The 25,984-nt window shown below is 33.7% G+C and carries 27 protein-coding genes; 15 read left to right on the forward strand and 12 right to left on the reverse strand.

Annotation, left to right across the window (positions count from 1 at the left end):
• Window positions 1–36: 36 nt before the first annotated feature.
• Entirely contained in the window at window positions 37–522 is a 486-nt protein-coding gene (locus A6I66_RS08490; protein WP_067147752.1) for an acetyl-CoA carboxylase biotin carboxyl carrier protein subunit, read from the reverse strand.
• Between the two features lie 407 nt (window positions 523–929).
• Here A6I66_RS08490 and A6I66_RS08495 point away from each other — a divergent pair, with 407 nt between their 5' ends.
• From A6I66_RS08495 to A6I66_RS08505, 3 genes are all read left to right on the forward strand, one after another.
• A complete protein-coding gene (locus A6I66_RS08495; protein ID WP_067147755.1) occupies window positions 930–1,514 on the forward strand; it encodes a YceI family protein in 585 nt (194 codons plus the stop codon).
• Between the two features lie 28 nt (window positions 1,515–1,542).
• On the forward strand, window positions 1,543–2,820 hold the full coding sequence (locus tag A6I66_RS08500) for a hypothetical protein (RefSeq protein WP_067147759.1): 1,278 nt from the start codon (window positions 1,543–1,545) through the stop codon (window positions 2,818–2,820).
• A gap of 98 nt (window positions 2,821–2,918) precedes the next feature.
• A complete protein-coding gene (locus A6I66_RS08505; RefSeq protein ID WP_067147761.1) occupies window positions 2,919–3,500 on the forward strand; it encodes a YceI family protein in 582 nt (193 codons plus the stop codon).
• On the opposite strand, the gene A6I66_RS08510 is transcribed toward A6I66_RS08505, so the two are convergent.
• Window positions 3,497–4,048, reverse strand: a complete 552-nt coding sequence (locus tag A6I66_RS08510; protein WP_067147764.1) for an NUDIX hydrolase — start codon at window positions 4,046–4,048, stop codon at window positions 3,497–3,499. The two genes, A6I66_RS08505 and A6I66_RS08510, sit on opposite strands and share 4 nt — an antisense overlap.
• Window positions 4,049–4,116: 68 nt before the next feature.
• The gene (locus tag A6I66_RS08515; protein ID WP_067147766.1) at window positions 4,117–5,205 is read right to left on the reverse strand and encodes a M42 family metallopeptidase; all 1,089 of its coding nucleotides are present in this window, start codon (window positions 5,203–5,205) and stop codon (window positions 4,117–4,119) included.
• Between the two features lie 177 nt (window positions 5,206–5,382).
• Between A6I66_RS08515 and A6I66_RS08520 the strand changes: the two genes are divergently transcribed.
• From A6I66_RS08520 to A6I66_RS08530, 3 genes are read left to right on the forward strand one after another with little or no spacing between them, the layout of a single operon-like run.
• Window positions 5,383–6,060 (forward strand): DUF4294 domain-containing protein, encoded by a 678-nt coding sequence (locus tag A6I66_RS08520; protein WP_067147769.1) that lies wholly within the window; start codon window positions 5,383–5,385, stop codon window positions 6,058–6,060.
• The gene (gene trhA / locus A6I66_RS08525; RefSeq protein WP_067147773.1) at window positions 6,061–6,687 is read left to right on the forward strand and encodes a PAQR family membrane homeostasis protein TrhA; all 627 of its coding nucleotides are present in this window, start codon (window positions 6,061–6,063) and stop codon (window positions 6,685–6,687) included. It abuts the gene before it with no gap.
• A 14-nt stretch (window positions 6,688–6,701) separates the two neighbouring features.
• Entirely contained in the window at window positions 6,702–7,202 is a 501-nt protein-coding gene (locus tag A6I66_RS08530) for a GNAT family N-acetyltransferase (protein ID WP_067148092.1), read from the forward strand.
• 130 nt (window positions 7,203–7,332) lie between these two features.
• Here A6I66_RS08530 and A6I66_RS08535 read toward each other — a convergent pair whose 3' ends face one another.
• From A6I66_RS08535 to A6I66_RS08555, 5 genes are all read right to left on the reverse strand, one after another.
• Window positions 7,333–7,761: a DUF4268 domain-containing protein gene (locus tag A6I66_RS08535; RefSeq protein WP_067147777.1), complete on the reverse strand. Its 429-nt coding sequence runs from the start codon at window positions 7,759–7,761 to the stop codon at window positions 7,333–7,335.
• Window positions 7,762–7,911: 150 nt separating this feature from the next.
• On the reverse strand, window positions 7,912–8,292 hold the full coding sequence (locus tag A6I66_RS08540; RefSeq protein ID WP_067147780.1) for a nuclear transport factor 2 family protein: 381 nt from the start codon (window positions 8,290–8,292) through the stop codon (window positions 7,912–7,914).
• A gap of 228 nt (window positions 8,293–8,520) precedes the next feature.
• The gene (locus tag A6I66_RS08545; protein WP_067147784.1) at window positions 8,521–10,347 is read right to left on the reverse strand and encodes a DUF885 domain-containing protein; all 1,827 of its coding nucleotides are present in this window, start codon (window positions 10,345–10,347) and stop codon (window positions 8,521–8,523) included.
• Between the two features lie 277 nt (window positions 10,348–10,624).
• Window positions 10,625–11,299, reverse strand: coding sequence for a ZIP family metal transporter (locus A6I66_RS08550; protein WP_067147786.1), 675 nt, complete (start codon window positions 11,297–11,299; stop codon window positions 10,625–10,627).
• A 49-nt stretch (window positions 11,300–11,348) separates the two neighbouring features.
• Window positions 11,349–12,080: a class I SAM-dependent methyltransferase gene (locus tag A6I66_RS08555; protein WP_067147789.1), complete on the reverse strand. Its 732-nt coding sequence runs from the start codon at window positions 12,078–12,080 to the stop codon at window positions 11,349–11,351.
• Window positions 12,081–12,253: 173 nt separating this feature from the next.
• On the opposite strand from A6I66_RS08555, the gene A6I66_RS08560 reads away from it, so the two are divergent.
• Both A6I66_RS08560 and A6I66_RS08565 read left to right on the forward strand, forming a co-directional pair.
• Window positions 12,254–13,411 carry a THUMP domain-containing class I SAM-dependent RNA methyltransferase gene (locus A6I66_RS08560; protein WP_067147792.1) on the forward strand — a complete coding sequence of 386 codons (1,158 nt, stop codon included), beginning with the start codon at window positions 12,254–12,256 and terminating at the stop codon, window positions 13,409–13,411.
• 149 nt (window positions 13,412–13,560) lie between these two features.
• On the forward strand, window positions 13,561–14,031 hold the full coding sequence (locus tag A6I66_RS08565) for an OsmC family protein (RefSeq protein ID WP_084399593.1): 471 nt from the start codon (window positions 13,561–13,563) through the stop codon (window positions 14,029–14,031).
• A 382-nt stretch (window positions 14,032–14,413) separates the two neighbouring features.
• On the opposite strand, the gene A6I66_RS08570 is transcribed toward A6I66_RS08565, so the two are convergent.
• The 3 genes from A6I66_RS08570 to rlmD all read right to left on the reverse strand — a co-directional run bounded on the left by A6I66_RS08570 (window position 14,414) and on the right by rlmD (window position 17,205).
• Window positions 14,414–15,211: a DUF6048 family protein gene (locus A6I66_RS08570; RefSeq protein ID WP_067147794.1), complete on the reverse strand. Its 798-nt coding sequence runs from the start codon at window positions 15,209–15,211 to the stop codon at window positions 14,414–14,416.
• Window positions 15,183–15,731 (reverse strand): DUF6452 family protein, encoded by a 549-nt coding sequence (locus A6I66_RS08575; protein WP_067147797.1) that lies wholly within the window; start codon window positions 15,729–15,731, stop codon window positions 15,183–15,185. The genes A6I66_RS08570 and A6I66_RS08575 overlap by 29 nt, the downstream gene beginning before the upstream one ends.
• Before the next feature lie 61 nt (window positions 15,732–15,792).
• Window positions 15,793–17,205: a 23S rRNA (uracil(1939)-C(5))-methyltransferase RlmD gene (rlmD, locus tag A6I66_RS08580; RefSeq protein ID WP_067147800.1), complete on the reverse strand. Its 1,413-nt coding sequence runs from the start codon at window positions 17,203–17,205 to the stop codon at window positions 15,793–15,795.
• A gap of 263 nt (window positions 17,206–17,468) precedes the next feature.
• Here rlmD and rocD point away from each other — a divergent pair, with 263 nt between their 5' ends.
• Window positions 17,469–18,713, forward strand: a complete 1,245-nt coding sequence (rocD, locus tag A6I66_RS08585) for an ornithine--oxo-acid transaminase (RefSeq protein ID WP_067147803.1) — start codon at window positions 17,469–17,471, stop codon at window positions 18,711–18,713.
• A gap of 156 nt (window positions 18,714–18,869) precedes the next feature.
• Here the strand turns inward: rocD and A6I66_RS16640 are convergent, their stop codons facing one another.
• Window positions 18,870–19,016, reverse strand: a complete 147-nt coding sequence (locus A6I66_RS16640) for a hypothetical protein (RefSeq protein ID WP_157614152.1) — start codon at window positions 19,014–19,016, stop codon at window positions 18,870–18,872.
• Between the two features lie 327 nt (window positions 19,017–19,343).
• On the opposite strand from A6I66_RS16640, the gene A6I66_RS08590 reads away from it, so the two are divergent.
• From A6I66_RS08590 to A6I66_RS08615, 6 genes are all read left to right on the forward strand, one after another.
• Window positions 19,344–20,108, forward strand: coding sequence for a T9SS type A sorting domain-containing protein (locus A6I66_RS08590; protein ID WP_067147806.1), 765 nt, complete (start codon window positions 19,344–19,346; stop codon window positions 20,106–20,108).
• 336 nt (window positions 20,109–20,444) lie between these two features.
• On the forward strand, window positions 20,445–21,830 hold the full coding sequence (locus A6I66_RS08595; RefSeq protein WP_084399576.1) for an ABC transporter permease subunit: 1,386 nt from the start codon (window positions 20,445–20,447) through the stop codon (window positions 21,828–21,830).
• Window positions 21,827–23,134, forward strand: coding sequence for a DUF3526 domain-containing protein (locus A6I66_RS08600; RefSeq protein ID WP_067147812.1), 1,308 nt, complete (start codon window positions 21,827–21,829; stop codon window positions 23,132–23,134). The genes A6I66_RS08595 and A6I66_RS08600 overlap by 4 nt, the downstream gene beginning before the upstream one ends.
• Window positions 23,135–23,136: 2 nt before the next feature.
• Entirely contained in the window at window positions 23,137–23,838 is a 702-nt protein-coding gene (locus A6I66_RS08605) for an ABC transporter ATP-binding protein (protein ID WP_067147815.1), read from the forward strand.
• Window positions 23,839–24,136: 298 nt separating this feature from the next.
• Window positions 24,137–24,697 (forward strand): RNA polymerase sigma-70 factor, encoded by a 561-nt coding sequence (locus A6I66_RS08610; RefSeq protein WP_084399578.1) that lies wholly within the window; start codon window positions 24,137–24,139, stop codon window positions 24,695–24,697.
• Window positions 24,698–24,825: 128 nt separating this feature from the next.
• Window positions 24,826–25,977: a FecR family protein gene (locus tag A6I66_RS08615; protein WP_067147818.1), complete on the forward strand. Its 1,152-nt coding sequence runs from the start codon at window positions 24,826–24,828 to the stop codon at window positions 25,975–25,977.
• Window positions 25,978–25,984: the final 7 nt, after the last annotated feature.

Genomic DNA, 25,984 nt, shown 5'->3' on the forward strand with positions numbered 1-25,984 from the left:
GTGCTTTTAAGAAGTGGTTTTAAAATGATAGTAAGCTTATTCAAACTCGATTAAAAGATGGCTCTTTTCTACGGCTTCCCCTTTTTTAACTTCTATAGATTTTATAGTGCCGCTCCTTGGAGAGAGGATATTATTTTCCATTTTCATGGCCTCAAGAATGAGTAGAGAACTGTTTTCTTCAACCTGTTGGCCGACTTCAACAAAAATGTCTAAAATTAAACCAGGCATAGGAGCCACTACGGTATTGGTATGATGGGAAACAGCATTGCTAAATCCCATATTTTTTATAAGAAGATCTAAATCATCTAATATTTTGACTTGGTACGCGCTTCCGTTAATTTTTACTAAATACTGCTTGGTGTTTAAATCGCCTTGCAATACTTCAGCCTTAAAGGATTTGTTTTCTTGAAGTACGTGGTAATTATTATGAGACGTTTTAATGAGGTTAAGACTTGAAACCTCCTGTGGTTCGATAACGAACTCCTGATTGTCATTAACATGCACGTTGTATGTTTTGCCCATAGTAGAAAATTATTGTTATTAAATATAAGCAATTTATTACAGTGTAAATTTTTTAAACTATATAAAAAAGACTGGAAATTAAGCAATTATAGCCGTTTGTTTTTCTAAGTGAAGAATCAATTCTATTGGGCAGAATGTGTTTAAAACTCAAGAGCAAGTGGAGTCAGGAAGGTTTTTTTGTGTTTTAACAATTATTTTTAATAATGAGATCTTGTTTTAACAAATGCATTTTTTTCTAAAAAGGAGAAAACTACAGAGAATTCAACAATTTAAAGGGTTTTTTGTGTAGGAGTTTTTCATATCTGCTTAACAATTAATATGTTAAATATTTCAGAATAGAATATGATTTACGTCATGTTTTCATATGTAGAACCTCTCGATATTTGCATTAAACAAAAACAAATGAAATGAAGAAGATAAACAACAAAACTAAGGGGTATTTAAGCTGCATAGCACTTTTATTTCTGTCTGTTAATTTAATACAAGCACAAGAATTAAAGTTAGTAAACAGTGAATCGTCATTAACGATTTACGGAACATCTAGCATTCACGATTGGCAGGAAGATGCCGAAAGTCAAACAGGAAAAATAGTTTTTAGCAACCTCGAAACCGGAGAAATAGAGGCTTTGTCTATAGCTATTGAAGCCGAAAGCTTAAAAAGTGGTAAGAGTGGTATGGATAAGAATACCTACAAGGCTCTAAATACTAAAAAACACAAGCAAATTACTTTTCAATTAACTAAAGTAGAAAGTGTAAACGCAAAGGGCAATGGTGTTTACGATTTGAAAACCGTTGGTGATTTAACCATTGCCGGAACTAAAAAAAGTATAGCTCTTGATTTTAAACTTACAGTAAAGGGCGCAATGGCTACTTTAGATGGCGAGAAGAAAATTAAAATGACTCAATTTAATGTAGATCCACCTACAGCTATGTTGGGAGCCATAACTACGGGAGATGATTTAACCATAAAATTTAAAACAACATTTAAATAAGTAACAACAACTATAAATTAGTATAACTATGAAATCGATAATTAAAAATTTAGTTTTAGGAGTATTCGTTTTAGCAGGCTTAAGCATATATGCTCAAGACAAGCGACATATCGACAATTTCAGAGCACCTGATAAATCTGGAATTAATGTTTTTGAATCCCCAAAGGATACTGAAACCACATTCGATGGTGTAAAAGTTAGGGTAGGAGGCTCTTTTTCTTTACAATTTCAAGCATTAGATCATGAAAACTCTGGTGCAGTCCCTTTAGTAGAATTAGGATCTAATTTTAACTTACCAACGGCAAACTTAGATTTAGATGTGGCACTTGCCGATGGTGTTAGAATGCACTTAAGAACATATCTATCATCACGTCACCACCCAGAGCCATATGTGAAAGGTGGGTATTTTCAAATTGATAAATTGGATTTTATTAGTGAAGGCTTTTTGTCTGATTTGATGCAATACACGACTATTAAAATTGGTCATATGGAGAACAACTATGGTGATGCACATTTTAGAAGAAGTGATAATGCGCAAACAATATTTAACCCATTTGTAGGTAACCTAATCATGGATTCATTTACCACCGAAGTAGGGGCAGAGCTTTATTATAGAAGAAACGGATTTTTAGGAATGGTTGGTTTTTCTAATGGTAAATTGAATCAGTCTGTAGTCGCTGGTGATAACGGTACTACTGGAGGTGCTTCTTTTTTAGCAAAATTAGGTTATGATAAGCAATTGAATGACGATTTAAGAGTAAGGTTAACAGGATCATTGTATAATACTGGTTATACACCAAATTTATATTTATATAATGCCGATAGAGCTGGTTCTAGATATTACCACGTGATGCAGGAAGAAGGAGCAACCTCTGATAACTTTAGATCTGGTCGTTTTTCACCTAGCTTTAAAAATAGTGTAACTGCTGTGATGATTAACCCATTTATACGTTATAAAGGATTTGAGTTTTTCGGAACTATAGAACGAGCTAGTGGCGCTACAAATGTTGATGCTGGAGCTGATATAGAAGGAGTAACAAATCAATATGCAGGTGAGTTATTATACCGATTTGGTAAAACGGATAATTTTTATGTAGGTGGTCGTTATAATATCGTGGATTCAGAGTATGATGATAAAGCACAAGATATAACCATTAATAGAACTCAAATTGGTGCAGGATGGTTTATGACCAAAAACATTTTAATGAAAGCTGAATACGTGAACCAAGATTACAAAGGCTTTGGTGGCGCTCTTGAAGCGGGTAAATTTAACGGATTTATGTTAGAGGCTGCTATTAGTTTCTAGTAACCTGAGTTCGATTATGATAAAAAAGTCTCAGGGTGTAGCGATAAAGCCGCTATATTCTGAGACTTTCTTTTAACTTTTATTTTTAAAATTTAGGCATGAAAAAAATTCTATTTTTAATATTAATATTTGTTACTCTAGGTTTTGCCAACCGAGATACGGTACTAGAAAATAGATCCTATAAAATAGGTCCCGGTAGTCACTTGTCGGTTATAGGCACAAGTAATGTACGCGGTTTTACCTGTAAATATGATATTACTAAGTTTGATAATGCCATTCCGGTGCACTACAATGTTGATGGCGATAAAATGCTGTTTTCCAAGTCAGATTTAATTTTAGAAAACATAAATTTTAATTGTGGCGGGAGAGGAATAAATCGCGATTTTAATGAGGTTTTAAAAACCGATTTACATCCAGAGATAAAACTTAGCCTTAAAGAGATTCTTAATTTTAATAAGAAAAAACAAGTTGAGGTTTTGGTTGATATCTCTTTAGCTGGCGTTACCAATCATTATAGAATTCCAGTGGCTTATAAGGTTTCTAACAAACTAGAAGTAAGTGGACAATTAGATTTAGCTTTGGATGATTTTAATATTATAGCACCAACTAAACTGTTTGGATTAGTACAGCTTGGAAATCATGTTGAGATTGAGTTTCAACTGTTTTTGGAAAGCATTTAAAGCCGATTTTTTATTTCTTCTAACACAAATGCATAATAAGCTTGGTTAGAGGGCACAAAATGAAGGTTGTCTTCATGTATGTTTTCAATGAGTTGATCAAATTCATTTAAATCTACTAATCTTAAGGCTTCTACTTCTTCTTCCTGAGGTTTTAATTCGGATAGAGGAACCTTTAATTCCGCTAAAAAAGTATTGTGAAATTCGTTGTCTATCATACCATTTTCATACGATTGAAAACAGTTAAAAACACCTATTTGTTGAAGGTCTTTTGCGGTAACTAACAAGCCAATTTCTTCTTGAATTTCTCGAATGGCAGCTTGTTTTAATGTTTCTCCAGCATCTACATGTCCGGCAACCGACACATCCCACATAAGCGGACAAATGGCCTTTTTAGCCGAGCGCTGCGATAGTAAAACTTCACCCTTATTTGTGTACAACCAAATATGAACCGTATGGTGGTACAATCCTTTTTGGTGGATTATAGATTTTAATTCAGAAACGCCTAAAAGTTTTCCGTTTTTATCGGCAACATCAATTAATTCGTCCATGGGTATAAAAAAGACGCATGACAAAAAATGAATATTCAAATCTTGTCATGCGCCATTAAATTTAAATATTATTCAAAATAGCTAAAGGTTTCGCCGTCTTTTATGTTGAGTAAGGATTCATAAATTAATTTAATCACATTTTCAACATCATCGCGGTGTACCATTTCTACCGTGGTATGCATGTAACGCAACGGTAAAGAGATTAGAGCAGAAGCTACGCCACCATTGCTATAAGCAAAAGCATCGGTATCTGTTCCTGTGGCTCTTGATAAGGCCGAACGTTGAAACGGAATCTTTTTCGCTTCAGCAGTATCTGTAATTAAATCTCGTAATTTTTGCTGAACCGCTGGGGCATAAGCAACAACAGGACCTTTACCTATTTCTAAATCGCCTTCCTTGGTTTTTTCAATCATAGGCGTTGTAGTATCATGGGTTACATCGGTTACGATTGCCACATTTGGTTTAATGGTTTGTGTAATCATTTCAGCACCGCGTAAACCTATTTCTTCTTGAACCGAGTTTGTAATGTATAATCCAAATGGTAAGGTCTTTTTATTTTCTTTAAGCAACCTAGCCACTTCAGCAATCATAAAGCCACCCATACGGTTATCTAAAGCACGACAAACAAATTTATTGCCGTTTAGTACATGAAATTCATCTGGGTAAGTAATGACACAACCTACGTGAATTCCTAAACTTTCTACTTCTTCTTTATCTTTTGCACCAACATCAATGGTAATATTGTCTGGTTTTGGAGCTTGTTCCTTCGATTTATCTCTGGTATGAATCGCCGGCCAACCAAACACACCTTTTACGATACCGTTTTTAGTATGAATGTTTACTACTTTACTCGGCGCAATCTGGTGGTCGCTACCTCCGTTTCTTATCACATAAATTAAACCGTTGTCTGAAATGTAGTTAACATACCATGAAATTTCATCGGCATGTCCTTCAATAACCACTTTGTATTTAGCATCAGGATTAATGACACCAACAGCAGTTCCGTAAGTGTCTGTGATAAAAGTATCTACATAAGGTTTTAGGTAATCCATCCAGATCTTCTGACCTGTCCACTCGTAGCCTGTTGGGGCTGCATTATTTAAATATTTTTCTAAAAAGTCAATCGACTTTTTGTTAAGAATGCTCTTGTTTGCCATTTAAAAAAGTTTTGCACTAAAATAACAATATTAATAGAGATGAAAAGGTTTAAAATGGATATTGTAATACAGAATTTGTTAAAAATAATAAAACAAAAGTGAGATAATAAATGCCTAAGGTTAATAGTGATTATAATTTCTTTATTTTTACCTGTTAAATGCCCCACTTTTAAATAAATGAATTGTTTAAAATATTTATTGGTCTTTTGTCCGTTTTTAGTTTTTTCGCAAATTAACAACATCGAACAGGATACTACGTCTATTGAATACCTGATTATTGAAGGGGATTCGATACCAAGGCAGTCTATTAATTTAGATGAGGTGGTATTATTACACCGATTAAAGTTTGATAGCCGAAAAGAACGGGTTCGCTATTTAATTTTAAGAAGAAAGACCTTAAAAGTATACCCTTATGCTAAAATGGCTGCCGAACGCTTAGATTCTATGAACACGAGATTGTCTACTCTAAAAAAAAATCGTCAGAAGAAACGTTACACGAAACAAATTCAAAAATATATCGAAGGTGAGTTTTCTGATGAACTAAAGAAATTAACACGTACTGAGGGGCAAATTTTAGTAAAATTAATTCACCGGCAAACAGGTACAACGGCCTTCGATTTGGTGAAAGAATTACGTAGTGGATGGCGTGCCTTTTGGTACAATACTACAGCAAGTATGTTCGATATTTCCTTAAAACGTGAGTTTGACCCTGTTAATGTCAAGGAAGATTATCTTATTGAAGATATTCTACTTCGTGCTTTTCAAAATGGCTTGTTAGAGCCTCAGCCTCCTGCCATTAAATTTAATTTTTACGAGTTAACCGATAAGTGGATTTATCAAAAAACGCCTGAATAAATGCGTATTCAAACACCATTAGAAGAAAAATTAAATGCTTTTTCGCATGGTTTAGGAGCTTTTTTCGGTTTGGTGGCTCTGTATCTTTTGGTGCATTATAATTCTGAGAAAACAGCCTGGAGTTTAGTAAGTGTTGTTATTTACGCGATTACCATAATTATTTTATTTTGTGCATCAACCTTTTATCATGCCTCTAAAAGTGAGAAACGTAAACATTATTTTAGAATTATTGATCATATTAGTATTTACCTGCTTATAGCCGGAACGTACACCCCCGTATGCCTAATAGCCTTAAATGATAGCTTAGGGGTGTTTTTATTTTGTACGGTTTGGAGTATTGCGCTTTTAGGCGCGGTATTAAAGTTATTTTTCACAGGACGTTTTGAAGTCTTTTCAACCTTGTTATACCTTATAACCGGTTGGCTTGTTGTATTAGATATTTCGAATTTATCGGAAGCTATTGGTCCTCAAGGGATGTGGTATTTAGCAGCAGGGGGTGGGTCCTACACGTTTGGAATCATTTTTTACGCCCTTGAAAAAATTCCTTATAATCATGTTATTTGGCACCTTTTTGTATTAGCTGGTGCTGTTTGTCATTTTTTAATGATTTTTCTTTATATCATTTGAATAAAACCTTGCTTATGGTTGAATTTTGTAAAGCTGAAAATGCCACTGATTATATATTGATTGAAGCTTTAGCTGATACCATTTGGCGTGAACATTATATTCCTATAGTTGGCAAGCCTCAAATTGACTATATGTTAGATAAATTTCAATCGGCTGAAGCGATAGCACAACAGGTTGAAAACGATTTTCATTATTATACCATGGTATGGAAAACACAGGCCGTAGGATATTTGGCGATTCGAGAAGAACCAGACACTTTGTTTTTAAGTAAAATTTATATACTGAAAGCCTTTCGAGGACAAAATATAGGCAAGCAAGCGATACATTTTGTAGAGGATATGGCGGGAAAATGTGATCGTGATAAAATACGTTTGACTGTAAACATCAATAATAAAAACGCCATAAGTGCTTATGAAAATATGGGCTTTAAAATTGTCCGTCCGTTAGTAGCCGACATCGGGCAAGGATTTGTTATGGACGATTACGAAATGAGTAAGCGTGTTGATAGGAGGTAAGTTAGGCATGCTTTAGGCGGTACGCTTTAAGCTGTAGGCTATAAGCAGTGGAACAACGTAAATATTGAAACAAAAGCCCTAACTTTAAACTATCTACTATCTAACATCTAATATCAAACTTTTACCTTCATTATCCTTCAATAATATCCTTGTATTCCTCAAAAAAAGCCTCAAACAGGCTCATTTTTTCATTGAAAAACGTCATGACATCACGCCAAGAATCTTTGTTATGTATCGATACTTTTTGTTCTAGAGGTACGTAAATTCTAGAGATCTCTTTGTAGTTTTCAAGAATATATTCTTCTTCGTAAATCACTTCTGGTAAAAATTCGTCCTTCAAAATAGATTGTAAAGCTAGGAGCTTTTCCCAATATTTAATACGGTGTTCCAAATCATCTTCCACATCTAAAGCGACCAAAGCAGTTTTATTATCGAAGTGAAATTTAAAGCTAAACCCTTTTAATTTTGTGTTATATAAGATCCATTTTCGAGGAAAAGATTTTCCGAAGCTGGTCCAAAATTCTTGTTTTAATCGTCTAGATTCTTCTTTTGAAAACACGTTGTTTGTTTTTGAAAATGGTTTTATAAAATTGTTTTATCTCTCAAAGATGACGTTTAAAACATTTAAACCAATAACTTTTATTTAGATTACAAAGTTACTATGATATTTAGTTTTTGAAAGTATTCCTAATAAAAGGTTTTTATAATTCTATGAAATTTCAATAACATAGGAGGTCAATGCTTTAATCTGCGAACCTTTAGCACTACTGAAGGTGTAAAAGTCGGAGAACGCATAATCTTTTCCATTTTTCATCTTCAAAATTCCACTAGCAGCACCTTCTTTTCCGTGGGTTAATACTTTTTCTAGAATGAGTTCAACAACGTCTTCAGCTTGCATCTCTTTTAATGCTTCTATGAAATTCGATTTACCTTTTATTTGCTTTTTTCCAATCATTTGCCACTCAAAATTATCCGTAACATTTTCAGATATAAAATCGATATCTCCTTGAGCAAATGCTATATTGAATTGTTTAATGAATTCCTTTTTGGGTGCATTACCGCAGTCTGTATTTGTGATTATTTTGACCATGTTATAACACTTTAGGAATCCAAAGTATTATAAATTTTTTAAAATACATTTTTTCATTAAAAATAATAAGAGGCTGTTTGAAAAGTCAATAATATTTGATTAGTCAAGTTGAGCCTGTCGAAACCGATAAAAATTATCAGTGAATTAAAAATATTTCGACAGGCTTAATATAACATAAAGTATACTTTACAAATAGCCTCCTTTAAGCGTATTTAAGAAACGCAGTACTTACGATTTTGAAGCGATATACGCATCTACAAATTCTTCTAGAACATTTAAAGGAATGGCACCTTGGGAAATAACCACCTCATGAAATTCGCGAATATCGAATTTGTCTTTTAAAGCAGTTTTGGCTTTTTCTCTCAATTCTAAAATTTTGAGCATTCCTATTTTGTATGCTGTCGCTTGACTAGGCATTACAATGTGTCTTTCAACCATTTTAACAGCATCTAACTCGGCGTTAGGCGTATTATCGGTATAGTATTTAATACCTTCTTCACGTGTCCATTTTTTAGCGTGAATTCCGGTGTCCACAACCAATCGGCAAGCGCGCCATAGTTCCATAGCTAATCTTCCAAAATCTGAATACGGATCGGCATAGAAGCCCATTTCTTTAGGAATAAACTCAGAGTATAGTCCCCAACCTTCTGTATACGCTGTATAGCCACCAAATTTTCTAAACATCGGAACATCTTCTAATTCCTGCTGAATGGCTAATTGCATATGGTGACCAGGAATCCCCTCATGATAGGCTAAGGCTTCCATTTGGTAAGTTGGCATAGAGGCCATGTCGTATAGGTTAGCATAATATATTCCGGGTCTAGAACCATCGGCAGCAGGACGATTATAAAAGGCTTTTCCGGCCGATTGCTCTCTAAATGGTTCTACAGCTTTCACAATAATATCAGCCTTAGGTTTGGTGATAAAAATCTCGTCTAAGCGGGTTTTCATACTGTCTATAATATGAACAGCTTTGTTTAAATACGCGGCTTTCCCTTCTGGAGTATCAGCGTAATAAAACTGTTTATCGGTGCGCATAAAGTTAAAAAAGGCTTTTAAGTCCCCTTCAAAACCAACTTTAACTCTAATAGCGTCCATTTCATTATGAATGCGATCCACTTCCGATAAGCCAATATTGTGAATCTCATCGGCGGTTAAATGCGTTGTGGTAGTCTTGAATAAAGCACTTTTATAAAAAGCCTCACCATTAGGGAATTTCCAAACACCAGCATCGGTGTTAGCTCTTTCTTTTTGGGCTTTCATAAATGTGATTAAGGTATGGTAAGCCGGTTTTACATAGTTTAACAAAGCATCATTGGCTTTTGCTTCTAGAGCCTTTTTAGTTTCTTCGTCGCTATCAAGTTTGTTTACTTTAGTCATGAAGTCTTCCAAAAGGGTGCTTTTAGAGATTGAAGCTTCAAAAGGTTGTCCTACTAAAATATTTTCAGAATCCTGTATCACTTTATCGTATACAAACTTTGGAGGTATTACACCAATAGCTTCACGGGCTTTTAAGTTTTCTACAAGTTGTGTAAAGTAAGGTTTGAATGCTTTTAACCTTGAAATATAAGCTTCAGCATCTTTCGAATCATCGATACGATGCATGTTTATTAAAAAAGCAGGTTTACCAGATTGCGCACCAAACATTTGGTTTACAGGGTAATTATGCAATCTGTATTTGTAGTTTTCAATGTCGTTTTCTAACTTTTGTTTAAGAAGTTTGTAGCTTAGTAACGTTGATTTAGAAAGCGCTTCAACTTGAACAGAATCATTTAACCATTTTAAACCCTGTTTGTTGATTTCTAATTCTTTTTCTGCCGCAGCAGGCGAATTATCATTTAATTTATCATAATCTTTTTTTATACCTAAACGTGTTTGAAACTCGGGATGACGATCTACAAAGGCATTAAAGGTAGTTTGGAAGAAATCATTAACTTTTTTAGATTCCTTAGTCATAGCTTCTTCCGTTAAGGTTGTTTTACTTTCCCTTTTACAAGAAATAGTTAAAGCTATTATAGAGAGTGACAAGCAAAGTTTAAAGAAATTTTGTTTCATTTAGGTAAGTATTACAATAAATATCAATTTTGAAGCCGTAAAGTTATAAATCGACATGAATAGTGCTAAATAATCTTGGTTTTTAACACAGTAGAATTTTTGATTGTTTCAATGTGTAATAAAAAACAGTAATATTGTTTTAAATTGTAACACTTAAACGTGTGACTCTTTAATAGTCTTAAAAAAGTTTTGATATAGCAATAATGAAAATTAAGTATTTAATTGAAGTCAAAAAACTTAAAACGTGTCATACAATCCATTTTTGATTGGCAAGACTTTAAATCATATAGGCAATGCCTACACCAACAATGATGGCTATAAATTTTGATAAATTAAATTTATGTCCGTCGCCACTCTCAAACAGTATGGTGGTTGAAATATGAAAAAAGATTCCTATCACTATGGCATTAATCACATTAGTATAAACATGAACAGCATGAGCATTGTTTGAAATATACGTCCCTAATGGTGTCATAAAAGCAAAGACTAATAAAAAAGCACCAATTTGAAGTTTTGTGTAGTTCGATTGCATTAAAAACAGGGTTATAACCGTTGCAATTGGAACTTTATGTACTAGGACGCCATAAACCATATCGTTATGGTCATGAATTGAAAAACCTTCAAGAAAACTATGTATACACAAACTGATGAAAAGGGTCCACGGAAAAGTCGAGTGGTCTTTATGAATGTGTACATGCCCATGTTCGGCACCTTTAGAAAAGAGCTCTAAGGTAATTTGCAGTAAAATACCTCCCATAATAAGTAATCCTGCCAGTTTGGTATCTAAATGATGATAGACTTCTGGAAGCAATTCAAAAAGCGTTAAGGCTAATAAAAAGGCCCCACTGAAAGAGAGTAGGAGCTTGGTATTCCAAGATTTTTGTTTTTTAGAGACTAAGGCAATTCCAAAACCTAAAAATACGGCGAGTATGGGAAGTAAAAATTTATTCATTCAATAAAAACGGCTCATTGAGCGAGCAAAATTAGATATGGTAAATTCACTATTTAAAAATCATGACTAAGCGTTCTGATGATTTCGGACTAAATTTATTGAGTTTATAGTCGCCAAAAACATCTAGTAAATAGACTTCAGCTTGTTCAAATAAGGCTTCGAAATCGGCTAAAGTAAAAGCACGAACGCGTTCTTGAAAATGATACACTTTTTCGTCGACAGTAAAAGTAATATCTTTTATAATATATTGGTCTTTTACATAACGTTTGAGGTAAAATTCAATATCGTCAACCACTTTAGTTTCTTCTGGGACTAAATTATTGATGACGTATTCACTATTCATAAAATCGATAACGCCAAAACCAAATTCGTTTAAATTTTGTTTAATAGCCTCAATTGTTTTTAGGTTATCGGCATCATCCTCAAAGTAGCCAAAGCTTGTAAATAAATTAAAAACCGCATCAAACTGTTTGTGGTACGGTTTACACATGTCATGCCTCTCAAACTTTAACCTATGGTTTTCAAATTGCTTGGCAAATTTGATACTGTTTTCACTTAAATCAACACCAGTTACATCGTAGCCAATTTTGTTAAGATAGCGGGAATGGCGTCCTTTTCCGCAGGCTAAATCTAATATTTTACCGTTTTCCGGAAGATTTAGGTAGTTGGTAAGCGTGTCCATAAAAGCATGGGCTTCCCTGTCGTTTCGATCTTTGTATAAAATGTGGTAAAAAGGCGTGTCAAACCAAGAAGTAAACCAAGTTGTTGTATTATTTGTCATAAATATTTTCTGTGAAAACAGAAATTCTTTTGTTTGTGGGGCGCATAATACATCGTGTTAACTTGTTGGTATTAATTCTTAATCCCCCGAATTATCAATAAACTTTACGTTTGCCACAAAATTACATTATTTTTGCAATCTATTGGGCTTAAAAAAGTCAACAGACGTAAAATATGGGAGAAAATTTTAATATGGTAGCCAAAACATTATTTGGCTTTGAAGATTTATTGGAAAAAGAACTAACACAATTAGGCGCACAGTATATTAAAAAAGGAGTGCGAAATGTATCTTTTTCGGGCGATAAAGGCTTTATGTATAAAGCGAATTTAGGCTTACGTACGGCCATTAAAATTTTGAAACCGATCCATGCTTTTAATGTGAAAAACGAGCAAGATTTATACAATAAAATCTATGCGATGGATTGGTCTCAGTATTTGAAACCGACTGGGACTTTGGCTATAGACGCTACCATTCACTCCGATTTGTTTTCACATTCTTTATTCATAGCTCAGAAAACAAAAGATGCTATCGTAGATAAATTTAGAGATACCGATGGACAGCGTCCTAACGTGGATTTAAAATTTCCAGATTTAAAAATTAATGTGCATATCGATAGAAACCGTTGCACCATTTCGTTAGACTCTTCGGGCGATTCCTTACACAAACGTGGGTATAAAACAGCTACCAATATTGCACCTATAAATGAAGTGTTAGCGGCTGGTATGATTATGCTTTCTGGATGGGACGGACAAACCGATTTTATGGACCCTATGTGTGGTTCGGGAACCATGCTTATTGAGGCGGCTATGATTGCTTGTAACATTCCACCAAATCTAATGCGAAAGGAGTTTGCCTTTGAGCGCTGGGAAGATTGGGATGTTGATTTATTTGAGAAAATTGAAGAATCGCTTCTGAGTAAAACAAGGGATTTTCATCATAAAATTATAGGTTACGATAAAGCCCCTAGTGCTGTTGCTAAGGCTAAGGAAAATGTGAAAAATGCCCAGTTAGAAGATTTTATAGAGATTAAACATGAAGATTTCTTTAAAACCCAAAAAGGTGGCGACGAAAAATTACACATGGTATTTAATCCCCCTTACGGTGAGCGTTTAAATATTGATATGGAAGACTTTTATAAAAACATTGGCGACACCCTAAAACAGAATTACCCAGGTACCGATGCTTGGTTTATTACATCCAATTTGGATGCCCTTAAATTTGTAGGATTACGACCTTCTCGCAAAATACAATTATTCAATGCTAAGCTAGAATCACGTTTGGTAAAATACGTGATGTATGAAGGAAGCAAGAAGGGGAAATATATGAATTAGTGCTTCGGAAGACAGGGTTCTAATTTTAAAGTTCTAGATTTTAGATTGGATAGGTCTGCTAGCTTTAAAGTTTTGAATGATTAGTTTTCAAACTGAAGCAGATTTTTTGATTGACTCCTGAATCTAAGAAAAACAAATCACTATCATTTATGTTACAGAACCATAAGTTTAAGACGCATATACGCTGGGAATTATCTGAAGGTGATTCGACAGCGAATCCGAGAAACTTTAGCAGAAATCATAAGGTGACTGTACCTAATAAAGCGGAGGCATTAAAGGTTTCGGCTGCTAAAGCTTTTAGAGGTGATGAACGTTGTTATAACCCCGAAGATTTGCTCTTATCCGCTTTAGCTTCCTGCCATATGATGTCGTATTTATATGTCTGTGCTCAGCATAAAATAGAAGTTTTAAGCTATTCTGACGATGCCGAAGGTATTTTAGAAGTAAATACAAATGGAAGCGGCCAATTTACAAGTGTGCAACTAAAACCCCTCGTTACTATTAAAGATAAGTCGCAAAAAGATTTAGCTCTCAGTTTACATGAAAAAGCAAATAAACTGTGTTTTATTGCTAATTCGTGTAATTTTCCTATTTCGCATGAAGCGGAGGTTTTGGTTTGAGGCTTTTGGAGTTTTAAAGTTGCAAAAGCAATTCGGTAACACTTCCACAAGCTAGTGTGACATTGATGGGCTGTATGAGATAGGCGGTAAGCTATATGCTAACTATAATCAACCAAATACCTAGGTTTCATTTTCTTAAATTCTCTGGCATAATTTAAAATCGATAGTATAATTTTCATACCGAGAATGAATTGAAAAACCTATGGATATCCCCTTGAGGGGATTATAGGGGTGTTATGGTGATGAGTTGCAAAGTTCCAAAAGCAATTTGATAATACTGCGACAAGCTAGAGTGACATTGGCGGCCAATATACAAGGGAGCATCGTTAATTTTTAAACGTTAGTTCTAACTTTAAACTTTAAACTTTTCACTCCCAAACCCTTACTTGTACTTACTAAACAAAGGAATTCGGTATGATATCGTGTAGCTATAACCAGCACCTATAGCACTACTGTCGTAAGTTTTTCCGAAACCAGGAATATAGACGTTTTCAAAATTATCAGGAACTTTTTCTGCGGCAAGTAATCGAACTTGAACGTTTAATCCCATATACAGATTGGTTAACACCTCTGCTTTTAATCCGAGTTGAAGTTCGCCCCAAAAAGCCGTTAGCCCACTAAACTCTTGTTTTTCGGTAAGCGTATATTGCGGAGCCCAATATTGATTAGTAGTATAAATTGTTGCTCCATTTAGGTCTTGACTAAAAGTGCTTCCTCCAATGCGAAAACCAAAATAAATCATGTTGTCCATGTTTAACCAGTTATCGTACATGTTATAATCTACACCAACTTTTAGGTAACTTCCGGTAGAAGTGATATCCATATAGTCGGTAATGGTGTTTTTTTCTTCAGTACCTAATTCCGCGGCAGCGTAAAGGTGTTTTGAAACTCTAAAATCGGCATTAATTTCAAAACCTTTATAGTCTTCATCAAAAGAAGATCTTATAAGCTTCCCGATATCCCCACCAACACGTAGTCCATATTTCAATTTAATTTTTACGGAATCTTTTGGGGTGCTATTCGTTTTTGCTGCAGACTTAGACTTTTTAAATTTAGTCGAGTCTACCGTTTTTATGGTTTCAGATATTTCTGTAATGGTGTCGTTTTGAGCTTGAATACTCATCGAGGCAACCAAAAAGAAAGCAATAAGATTAATGCGATATAATAAAATGGGTTTCATCTTCATTTTCTACAGATTGGTTCTCGTTCATAGGCTGTCTAGAAAGCATCCAGTTATCAGCATCGGGTTCAATAGTTAAGGTAACGTTTTTGTAAATGGTTTTATATCCACAGGCACGAGATACATAAACTTCTTCACGACTATAATTGATGGTTATGGTATCTGGATTACCCTCAATATAATCATCCGTATCATCGTCTGGTGTTCCATTATCGTTTACAGTGGCGTCACTTATTAGTGTGTACTGGGTGGTGTTTACATCTGTTTTTAGTGGTAAAAAGACTTCATCGGTATCTGTAAAGTAATAATCAGATAAAACATTGTCGTTACCAACTCCGAAGGCTATTAAATCAAACACATTTTTTTTGGTGTCTGGGTTTGAAGCATCATGAAAATCGATGATAAGTCGTGGTGTGGTTGCCATGCCTTCCGGACAAATGTCGTCGGGTTCACAAGCTATGGCAATTAAAACACCAATTAATAATAGCACTGGGGCAATAAGAAGTTTAATGTATTTCATTATTGTTTATTAATAACTATGATAAGCCTTTAAAAAGAGGTCATTGTCATAGAATTTTAAATTATCGACGCTCTAAAAGTACAACATTTTCAACATGAAAAGTTTGCGGAAACATATCAACAGCTTGTGTTTTTACCACTTTGTATTGGGCATCCATAAGTTCTAAATCACGGGCTTGTGTGGCACTATTACAGCTCACATAAACTACTTTTTTAGGCGCTATATTGAGTATTTGTTGCACCACATCTTTATGCATACCATCTCGAGGCGGATCGGTAATAATCACATCTGGCTCACCATGGGTTTTAATAAAGGTGCTATTAAATACATTTTTCATGTCACCTACAAAAAACTCAACGTTATCAATACCATTTAATTGTGCATTTTCTTTGGCAGCTGTTATAGCATCGGGAACGGCTTCTACACCAACTACTTTTTTTGCTTTTTTAGCAACAAACTGAGCAATAGTTCCTGTTCCAGTATATAAATCGTACACCAATTCGTTTCCTGATAATCCAGCAAAATCTCTAGTGATTTTATAAAGTTCGTAAGCCTGATCGGAATTCGTTTGATAAAAGGACTTGGCATTAATTTTAAACTTTAAGCCTTCCATTTCTTCAAAAATATGGTCTTGCCCTTTATAGCAAATCACTTCTTGATCGTAAATAGTATCGTTAGCCTTGCCGTTTATAACGTATTGTAACGAGGTTACTTCTGGGAATTTTTCAGCAATAAAATCTAAAAGTAGTTCACGCTTTTCTTTGTCTTCTTTGAAGAATTGAACCATGACCATGATATCGCCCGTAGAAGACGTTCTAATCATCATGGTACGTAGAAAGCCGGTTTGGTTTCTGGTGTTAAAAAACTCAAGATTATTTTCGATTCCAAAAGCTTTAACCGCATTTCTAATAGCATTAGAAGGGTCTGCTTGAAGGTGACATTTATTAAGGTCTAAAATTTTATCCCACATGCCAGGAATATGAAATCCAAGGGCATTTCTATCGCCTAAATCTTCGTCCGATTGTACTTCTTCAAGCGTTAACCATCGGCTATCGCTAAAAGAAAACTCCATTTTATTTCTGTAGAAATATTGGTTAGTAGAACCTAAAATAGGGGTAACCTCTGGAAGTTCTATATGTCCGATTCGCGTTAAATTGTTGGTAACCTCTTTTTGTTTATAAAAAAGTTGGTGCTCATAGGCCATGTCTTGCCATTTGCAACCACCACAAGTTCCAAAATGCTCGCATTTGGGCTCAGTACGCTTATCTGAAAGTTTATGAAAAGCCGTTGCTTTTCCTTCGTAGTAGGCTTTACGTTTCTTAAATGTTTGCACATCAACAACATCGCCAGGAACAGCATTTGGAAGGAATATTACCTTGCCATCTGGAGCTTTTGCAATAGTTTTACCTTTTGCTCCAGCATCAATTACTTCTACGTTTTCAAAAACTTGTTTTCTTGTTTTTTTTCTTGCCATGCTGCAAAAATAATGAACTCCTTTATACTTTATTGAGAGAAGTTAAAAATTGTTATTTTCTTTTTTAATGATTTCAGAATTTGAAGTTGTAAGATTGTCTAAAACATTTTTTGAGGTGTTGTTTTATTTGTAATTTGCGGGCTCTAGGGATGATTTCTCTCCCACGCTGAATTTTCGAGACTTTTCGGAAGGATAAAGGTACAGAAGGAATGGTTATTTTAAGTATCTATTAGATTAGATACAAACATTTAAATTTATTTAAAATGGCTGTTTTAAACCAATTAAGTTCGCAAGAAGCGATTACATTAGAAAACAAGTATGGTGCACACAATTACCATCCACTACCTGTAGTATTAAACAGGGGAGAAGGTGTGTTTGTATGGGATGTTGAAGGAAAAAAGTATTACGATTTCTTATCGGCATACTCGGCAGTAAACCAAGGGCATTGCCATCCAAAAATTGTGGGTGCTATGGTAAATCAAGCGCAAACCCTAACCTTAACATCGCGTGCATTTTATAATGATATGCTCGGAAAATTTGAAAAATTTGCATGTGAATATTTCAAATTCGATAAGCTTTTACCAATGAATACAGGAGCCGAAGCAGTTGAAACGGCTTTGAAAATATGTAGAAAATGGGCTTATGAAGTAAAATCTATTGATGAAAATGAAGCCGAAATAATAGTTTGTGAAAACAATTTTCACGGTAGAACCACCACAATTATTTCATTTTCTAACGATCCTGTGGCACGTAAAAATTTCGGGCCATACACAAAAGGATTTATAAAAATTGAATACAATAATCTTGATGCCTTAGAAGAGAACTTAAAAAACAACCCTAATGTAGCAGGGTTTTTGGTTGAACCGATACAAGGTGAAGCCGGAGTTTATGTGCCTGACGAAGGTTATTTAACCAAAGCGAAGGCTTTATGTGAGAAATATAATGTGCTTTTTATTGCTGATGAAGTGCAAACAGGAATCGCTCGTACAGGAAAACTATTAGCGGTAAATCATGAAAATGTGAAACCAGATATTTTAATTTTAGGAAAAGCGATTAGTGGTGGTGTGTATCCGGTTTCGGCAGTTTTAGCCAATGACCCGGTGATGAACGTTATAAAGCCAGGAAATCACGGTAGTACTTTTGGAGGGAATCCAGTTGCAGCAGCTGTTGCGATGGCTGCTCTAGAAGTTGTTGAAGATGAGCAATTGGCCGATAAAGCTTTAGAGTTAGGAGTCTTGTTTAGAAGTGAATTAAACGCTTATATTGAAACAAGTGGTATCGTGAACTTGGTTCGTGGTAAAGGCTTGCTTAATGCCATTGTTATTAATGATGACGAAGACAGTGATACCGCTTGGAATATTTGTGTGGCGCTTAAAGAAAATGGCTTACTAGCTAAACCAACCCATGGGAATATTATCCGATTTGCACCACCTTTAGTGATGACTAAGGAGGAGTTGTTAGATTGCGTTAAGATCATTACAACAACTTTGAAGCAGTTTGAAAGTTAAAAGTTAGGGCTTTCGTTTCATGATTAATGTTGTAACATTGCCTAAAGCCTAAAGCAAACAACCTAAAACCAAAAACCCCATCAGATTTTAAATACTGATGGGGTTTTATCTTTTTATTCGTTAAACTATGGTCGATAGAAAAAAGGTTTAATCTTGTTATTCTTCCTCCAAACTAGCTGTAATATCAGTTACGATTTCGAGGGTTTTTGTAAGTTCATCGTTATTAACGAAAATTTCTTGAAAACCAGGGAAATTACCACCGCCAAAACTAGCCAGTCTAGCCGATTCGTGTTGTTGTATCAACCTTGTGTTAAATTAAGAAAACACAACGTAACTCATTATAACATAGGATTCTATTAAAGGAATTATTGGATTCATAATATTTTTTAACACGTTATTGTTAAATAAAAGACATATTGATAAAAAAAAATTAACTTTTTTTTAACCCTACTAAAGAGTTTTATCGTCTTAGTAAAAAACAGTAGTTAAAATTCTTGATAGAATTTAGTGAAATCATGGTCATATTAGATTAATAGCGGCGCTTACGTATCACTAAATATAAAATCCTGATTTACACTACAAATTATCAAAACGTAAATTAAAACCTTTAACAATTAAATCTTTACACACATGAAAAAAATTTACAAAAACTTTTTATTGGCAATTATTGGATTAGCAACAACTGGTTTAACTTATGCTCAAGATTCTAATTTTGCAATTTTTACATCAGCCACAACAGGTACATTGGGAGGAGTGAGTTTTACCGTAGATATGGCTGCAGAAAATGGGGCAGAAAATTACGCCTATGGAGGTTTTACAGGGGAAGCCTATTCTGCACATGAAGGAGCATGGAATACACCAGGAATTAGATATAAGCCTGTTGGAAGCTACACTTGTACTGTTACTTTTGCACAGGCTATACCAAATTTAAAATTTTACGTAAAAGACTGGGTGTTTTCAACCACAGTATTCAATCACGATTTTGTTATTAGATCAGAATATGACTTAACAGCAGCCGATTCCAAAACCTTAGTCGCTGGCGTAGGTAAAGGAATTATAGAATTTTCTGGCCCTGTTACCACACTAACTTTTACTAGAACAAGTGGTACCAATGACGGAAGACATTTATTTACATTTCTTGACGGAGCGACTTTAACAGTTGATGATGTGTATGCATCTAACGACCTGAAATTATTTCCTAGTCCATCATCAGATTTTGTTGAAGTTTCAGGTTTAAAAACTACTGAAAACTATAAAATATTTGATGTTTTAGGAGCTGTAGTTGGTTCTGGAACTATCTCTGCTAATCAAAAAATTACAATTACTAATTTAGTAAGTGGAATTTATGTATTAAAACTGGAAACTGGAAATGCTATTAAATTTGTAAAAAAATAAGCGGTTCTACTGTTTGTTAACCATAGTAATACAAATGGCAGAAAAGAACGAAACTTTGTTTTTGTTCTTTTCTGCTTTTATTATTTATAATAAATATCAAGCGAATTTATTTTACAAATCCTTTAAATCGAGAACTTATTCTTGACAGGGAAGTAAAAAAGCAAGTATTAAGCCAATTAAGCTTGGCTAGGTTTAAAATGTGTAAATTGTAAACTTATGAAATACTTGGTTTTAGTGCTGAAACAATGAAAATGGTTTCTTGGTAATGGTTGTTTCAATTATTAACAAGTATTAAGTTTAGCATATAGTATAAAAAAATATTCTTCAAATTCTCCTATGATTCTATTAATAGCAAAAAAAGAAGTAAAGGAACTTTTACGAAATAATAGATTTCGTTTAACCAGTATAATATTATTAATACTACTTGTATTCTCAATGATAATTAGTTGGAATACGAATATAAAAATTCAAAAAGAGCATCAAGCTGCCGAAGCATTAGCGAGAGTACAATGGGAAAACCAAGGTAAAAAAAGTGCTCATTCTGCTGGTCACTACGGTACTTTTGCATTTAAGCCTATTCCTGTACTTTCATTAATAGATAACGGACTTAATAAATACCTGGGTGTTTCTGTTTTTTTAGAAGCCCATCGGCAAAATTCGGCATCGTATAAGCAAATTACAGATCAGAATGATTTGGCTAGATTTGCCGATTTAAGCCCGGCCTATGTTTTTATATATCTAATGCCCTTACTTATTATTTTATTAGGCTTCAATAGTTATACTACCGAAAAAGAAAGTGGCACGTTGCAACTTATACTTAGCCAAGGCGCATCGAAACGACAACTGGTTTTAGGCAAAGCTTTAGGCATGTGGTTTGCCATACTTTTATTGTTAGTCCCTGTTATTATACTTGGTTTTTGTTTTATTCTATTTTCAAATTACGAAAATGGAGACCTTTTACGCTATATACTTATTGTATTTAGTTTGTTGCTTTATTATGGTGTTTTTATTCATCTGTCTATCGCTGCATCAGTATGGGCTAAAAACAGTAACTTTTCTTTAATTATTCTACTAAGTTTTTGGATGATTTCGGCACTTCTTATGCCAAAATTAACTGCCGATATTTCTAAGAAAACCCATAAAACACCTTCAGCCATTGCTTATCAAGAAAACATAAAAAAGGCACTAGACAATGGTATAAATGGTCACGATCCGACCTCTGAAAAAGCCATAGCTTTTAAAGATAGTCTTTTAAAAACGTACCAAGTAAAGAGTATAGATTCACTTCCTGTTAGTTATCGTCAGTTGCTTATGCAAGAAGGTGAAAAACATGAAACCGCGGTTTATAAAAATGCTATGACGCAATTAAATAATGTATATCTAGATCAACTTAAAGTACATCAACTTAATGCGTTTATCTCTCCAACAATTTTAATGCGCATGTTATCTATGCAATTTGCCAAAAGCGATTTGCAATCGCATTATAATTTCACTTATCAAGCTGAAGAGTATAGGAATGCACTAATTAGCAGTTTAAATAGTGGTCCAAGAGGAGCGGTGGACTCCGACTTTTTTAAGGAAAACCTAAAGTTTGATTACCATCCTTTAACATTAGCTCAAACCATGGAAAAAAGCAAGAGTAACCTATTGTATTTAATATTATGGTGGGTGTTCAGCGGGCTTTTGGTATTGTTATCTGTTTATAAAAATAAATTGAAATGATTAAACTAGAACTTAAAAATATAGTTAGAAATCCTTTAGTATTAATTCTAGTATGCTTTCTGTTTCTGTTTATTGTATTTGCATCATTTAACGGAAAATCTAGAGTTGATAAACAATTAAAGGGGATTACCTTGGTTAAAGAAAAAGAGCAAACATTCTATACCAATCATAAAAACACCTTGAAATCTATAGAAAACGGAGAGCAAAAGGCTCCTGCTAGATTTTTTGAAGACCCATCGAACCCTGTGGGTATGGGAAATTATTATGGAGGTATTTATTTAACATCCAAGCCAGCGCCTCTCGCTGTTATTAGTAACGGACAAAGCGATATTTTTCCTTATTATACTAAAATTAATATATCATCTACCAATGCAGGTAAGGATAACGATAATTTTGAAAATCCATTAAATATTGCCACTGGAGGTTTCGATTTAGCCTTTGTATTTGTTTTTATATTACCGCTTTTAATAATTGCATTTAGCTACAATATTCTGTCTTCGGAAAAAGAACAAGGCACATTAAGGTTATTGTTGTCCATGCCAATTAACATCAAGTTATGGTTGTTAAAAAAAATAGTATTTCGCTATGTTTTTATCGTGTTACTAATAAGTGTATTACTTTCGGTATCTTTAATTCTTGTAGGGGTTAATATCTTAAATGATGCTTATTTAAGTGTACTTCTAGGTATTGCTTTATATACCCTGTTTTGGTTTGCCTTGGCATTTTTTATAAACCTGCTTAACAAATCGTCTTCTCAAAACATTATTTTCCTTTTAGGAACATGGTTGCTTTTTGTTATGATTATACCTAGCATCGTAAATATTGTATCAAGTAGTATTTATCCTTCGCCATCTAGGGTGGAATATGTCACAGCCAAAAGAGATATTGAAAAGGATTTTGAAAAGAAAGAAGAGGCTGTTTTACAAAAGTATTATGAAGAAAATCCTTCAGAAAAAGAAAATAAAGGTGAAACAACTAATAGGGTTAGAGCGTATTGGGATAAGAACTTTATTCTTTTAGATGAGAAAAGAAAATTTATGAACGCGTTTGAAAGTAAGTTTGAAAATCAATCTACTAAACAACGGGCATTAGCTAATAGTTTAAGCTGGCTTTCTCCGGCTATTTTACTTCAAAATACCATGAACAAAATTGCTGGAACAGATACACAGCATTATTTGGATTTTCAGAAGAAAGCTGTAAATTTTCAAAAAGAATGGACCCAATATTTTTATATCAAGTACAAAAATCATCAAAAACTAACCGTAGAGGATTATAATCATTTCCCAAAACCAAAAAATAATTAGATATGTTAGAAGCAATTAATTTAAGAAAAGAATATAACAACTTTTGTGCTCTTAATAATTTGAATATTAAGGTTGAAGCAGGCGATATATATTGTTTGTTGGGAGCCAATGGTGCAGGTAAATCAACCACCATTAATTTGTTTTTAGGTTTTATAGAACCCACAAAAGGCCTTGTGAGTATAAATGGATTAGATGTAGGTAAAAAGAACATGGAAACTAAAAAATACTTGTCCTATATTCCAGAAAACTTGATGCTTTATCCTACGTTAACAGGCTTAGAAAATTTAGAGTATTTTGTGGGGTTAGCAAATAAAAAATACACTAAGGCCGAGCTTATTAATTTTTTGTCAGAAGCAGGTTTACAATCAAATGCTCATTTAAAACGTGTTTCGGCCTACTCGAAAGGGATGCGACAAAAAGTAGGGATTGCTATTGCCTTGGCTAAACAGGCTAAAGTTTTGCTTTTAGATGAACCCACATCTGGACTAGATCCAAGGGCTAGCAACGAATTTTCAAACCTGCTTTTAACCCTAAAAGCAAAAGGTGTGGCAACTCTTATGGCAACTCATGATATCTTCCGAGCAAAACAAATTGCTACACATATCGGGATTATGAAAGAAGGCCATTTGGTAGAATCTTTTAGAAGTGAAGATATTACTTTAAAAGCATTAGAAGACCTCTATTTAGAAACTATTGATTCTTAAAAAGCTTTTTTGAAAAGGCATTCTAAACATTTAAGCTTACAGTTATTGTGGGTTTTTTGTGATTCCTATATAAATTAAGGGCTAACTCAAAATGAAAGGTATTCAGTTTATTCGTTAGATAATTAAATAGTTATGATTTTTAATCTATTGTTTGTAAATTAATAAATTTTAATAGTTATGTTGGTTTAATGCATTATTTTGATATTCATTTTTTGGTTAAATCATAAAAAGCCATTCGCCAACTTTTACTTTATTAATTTTTGGTTAGATTTGAAATCCTATATAAATAAATTGCTAATTGCCCCACACTAAAGATACACATACACTCTCTATAAAAGCCTATAAAAACGTATTCGATTCTTTATACACGTCGTTGTGTGTTTTTGCAAAAAGTTATGTTAATGATATCGATATAGCAAAGGACCTCGTACAAGATGTTTTTATTAAAGTTTGGGAAGATAAAATTGAATTTAAAAATGAGCTGGCTATAAAATCATATTTATATACTTCTGTAAAAAATAAGGCTTTAGATTTTTTAAAAAGTAGACGGTTTAAGGCTACGGATCATATGACGGTTGTAGAAATAGACAACCTAAATAAAGAATCATTTTATCTAAAAGAAGTGGTTATTGAAGAGGCTTCAACCCGAATTGAAGAAGCTATTAATACACTTCCTAATAAATGTGCTCAAATTATAAGATTAAGTATAAAAGAATTTACAAATGTTGAAATTGCTGACCAATTAGGCATTTCTGTGAATACCGTTAAAGCACAGAAAAAAATAGCATACAAACGTTTAAGACCATTGTTAAAAAACTATTTTGTTTTTATAGCTTTTGTTTTTGATTCTTCTTATTAATAAACATTTTTTCGGCATCTTATTAAGTTAAGATTGTTAAAACTTTAAATTTAAGTTTAAAAAGTTAATTTTTTCTTAACCCCATCAAAGAGTTTTGTCGTCTTCATTATAAACACCAGTAACACCGAATGATCAATTTTAATAAAATTATAATATTATCTAAGCAGATTGCTGCATCACTTTTAAAAGATGAAAAGGTAGAATCGTTGGAATCTTCAGATTTATTCACTTCTGAAGAAAAAGAAGATATTTTAAAAAGATTAACCAATAAATCAGAAATTGAATCTCGGTTACAGTTAAAAAATAAAATAGATAAAAAGGCAGATTGGCAAGTTTTAAAATCGAAATTAAACATGCCAAAGAAAACCTATTATTGGCAGTATGCCGCGGCTGCAACTATAGCTTTAATTCTTGGTTTAACTTTTGTTTTTAATAGTATTGATACGGATAATGAGGAAACGATAGTAGCTGATACTAAAATTGAAATAGGAACAGATAAAGCGGTTCTTACGCTGTCAGATGGTTCTACTGTGTTCCTAGATAGCACTAACGTTTACCATAATCAAGGCATTAGTGGTAGTGGAAAGGAAATTACCTATGATGTTGTAGAGGCCAATAATCAAAAATTAGAATTTAATTTTTTAACTGTGCCTAGAGGAGGTCAGTATAAAATTAAACTATCCGATGGGACCGGAGTTTGGCTAAATTCAGATTCCCAAATAAAATACCCGGTTAATTTTATAAAAGGACAGTCAAGAGAAGTCGAGCTGGTTTATGGCGAAGCTTATTTTGAAGTTACAAAAAGTACAAAGCATAACGGCGATGCATTTACAGTAAAAACAAACGAACAGAGCTTAACGGTGTTAGGTACAAGTTTTAATGTTAAAGCATATAAAGATGAAACTGAAATACTTACCACTCTGGTTGAAGGAAGTGTGTCGGTTACTAATGATATAAATCAGAATATTTTACAGCCAGGAGAACAATCAAGACTCTCTCAAAGTAAAAATGATTTTGAAATTTCTACAGTAGATGTAGCAGAAGTTATTTCTTGGCGTAAAGGCGCATTTAGTTTTACAAATAAACCTTTAAAGGATATCATGAAAGTGCTTTCAAGATGGTATGATGTTGACTTTGTATTTGTTAATGAAGATATGGAAAGTATTGCTTTCACCGGAGTTTTAAACAAACAACAATCTATAGAATATATTCTAAAAATTATAAAAAACACCAATAATATGAATTATCGAATTGAAAATAAGCGTATTATAATAGAATAAAAAAAGG

Origin of the sequence: Pseudotamlana agarivorans (assembly GCF_001642835.1) — a bacterium.
Classification (GTDB): domain Bacteria; phylum Bacteroidota; class Bacteroidia; order Flavobacteriales; family Flavobacteriaceae; genus Pseudotamlana; species Pseudotamlana agarivorans.

What these genes read in the sequence shown, in the direction of transcription:
- A6I66_RS08570 (WP_067147794.1), bottom strand. Translation starts at nt 15,211, where the DNA reads ATGAAACCCATTTTATTATATCGCATTAATCTTATTGCTTTCTTTTTG.
- A6I66_RS08560 (WP_067147792.1), top strand. Translation starts at nt 12,254, where the DNA reads ATGGGAGAAAATTTTAATATGGTAGCCAAAACATTATTTGGCTTTGAA.
- A6I66_RS08595 (WP_084399576.1), top strand. Translation starts at nt 20,445, where the DNA reads ATGATTCTATTAATAGCAAAAAAAGAAGTAAAGGAACTTTTACGAAAT.
- A6I66_RS08530 (WP_067148092.1), top strand. Translation starts at nt 6,702, where the DNA reads ATGGTTGAATTTTGTAAAGCTGAAAATGCCACTGATTATATATTGATT.
- rocD (WP_067147803.1), top strand. Translation starts at nt 17,469, where the DNA reads ATGGCTGTTTTAAACCAATTAAGTTCGCAAGAAGCGATTACATTAGAA.
- A6I66_RS08550 (WP_067147786.1), bottom strand. Translation starts at nt 11,299, where the DNA reads ATGAATAAATTTTTACTTCCCATACTCGCCGTATTTTTAGGTTTTGGA.
- A6I66_RS08505 (WP_067147761.1), top strand. Translation starts at nt 2,919, where the DNA reads ATGAAAAAAATTCTATTTTTAATATTAATATTTGTTACTCTAGGTTTT.
- A6I66_RS08545 (WP_067147784.1), bottom strand. Translation starts at nt 10,347, where the DNA reads ATGAAACAAAATTTCTTTAAACTTTGCTTGTCACTCTCTATAATAGCT.
- A6I66_RS08520 (WP_067147769.1), top strand. Translation starts at nt 5,383, where the DNA reads ATGAATTGTTTAAAATATTTATTGGTCTTTTGTCCGTTTTTAGTTTTT.
- trhA (WP_067147773.1), top strand. Translation starts at nt 6,061, where the DNA reads ATGCGTATTCAAACACCATTAGAAGAAAAATTAAATGCTTTTTCGCAT.
- A6I66_RS08495 (WP_067147755.1), top strand. Translation starts at nt 930, where the DNA reads ATGAAGAAGATAAACAACAAAACTAAGGGGTATTTAAGCTGCATAGCA.
- A6I66_RS08565 (WP_084399593.1), top strand. Translation starts at nt 13,561, where the DNA reads ATGTTACAGAACCATAAGTTTAAGACGCATATACGCTGGGAATTATCT.
- A6I66_RS08540 (WP_067147780.1), bottom strand. Translation starts at nt 8,292, where the DNA reads ATGGTCAAAATAATCACAAATACAGACTGCGGTAATGCACCCAAAAAG.
- A6I66_RS08500 (WP_067147759.1), top strand. Translation starts at nt 1,543, where the DNA reads ATGAAATCGATAATTAAAAATTTAGTTTTAGGAGTATTCGTTTTAGCA.
- A6I66_RS08510 (WP_067147764.1), bottom strand. Translation starts at nt 4,048, where the DNA reads ATGGACGAATTAATTGATGTTGCCGATAAAAACGGAAAACTTTTAGGC.
- A6I66_RS08605 (WP_067147815.1), top strand. Translation starts at nt 23,137, where the DNA reads ATGTTAGAAGCAATTAATTTAAGAAAAGAATATAACAACTTTTGTGCT.
- A6I66_RS08615 (WP_067147818.1), top strand. Translation starts at nt 24,826, where the DNA reads ATGATCAATTTTAATAAAATTATAATATTATCTAAGCAGATTGCTGCA.
- A6I66_RS08590 (WP_067147806.1), top strand. Translation starts at nt 19,344, where the DNA reads ATGAAAAAAATTTACAAAAACTTTTTATTGGCAATTATTGGATTAGCA.
- A6I66_RS08600 (WP_067147812.1), top strand. Translation starts at nt 21,827, where the DNA reads ATGATTAAACTAGAACTTAAAAATATAGTTAGAAATCCTTTAGTATTA.
- A6I66_RS08555 (WP_067147789.1), bottom strand. Translation starts at nt 12,080, where the DNA reads ATGACAAATAATACAACAACTTGGTTTACTTCTTGGTTTGACACGCCT.
- rlmD (WP_067147800.1), bottom strand. Translation starts at nt 17,205, where the DNA reads ATGGCAAGAAAAAAAACAAGAAAACAAGTTTTTGAAAACGTAGAAGTA.
- A6I66_RS08575 (WP_067147797.1), bottom strand. Translation starts at nt 15,731, where the DNA reads ATGAAATACATTAAACTTCTTATTGCCCCAGTGCTATTATTAATTGGT.
- A6I66_RS08515 (WP_067147766.1), bottom strand. Translation starts at nt 5,205, where the DNA reads ATGGCAAACAAGAGCATTCTTAACAAAAAGTCGATTGACTTTTTAGAA.
- A6I66_RS08490 (WP_067147752.1), bottom strand. Translation starts at nt 522, where the DNA reads ATGGGCAAAACATACAACGTGCATGTTAATGACAATCAGGAGTTCGTT.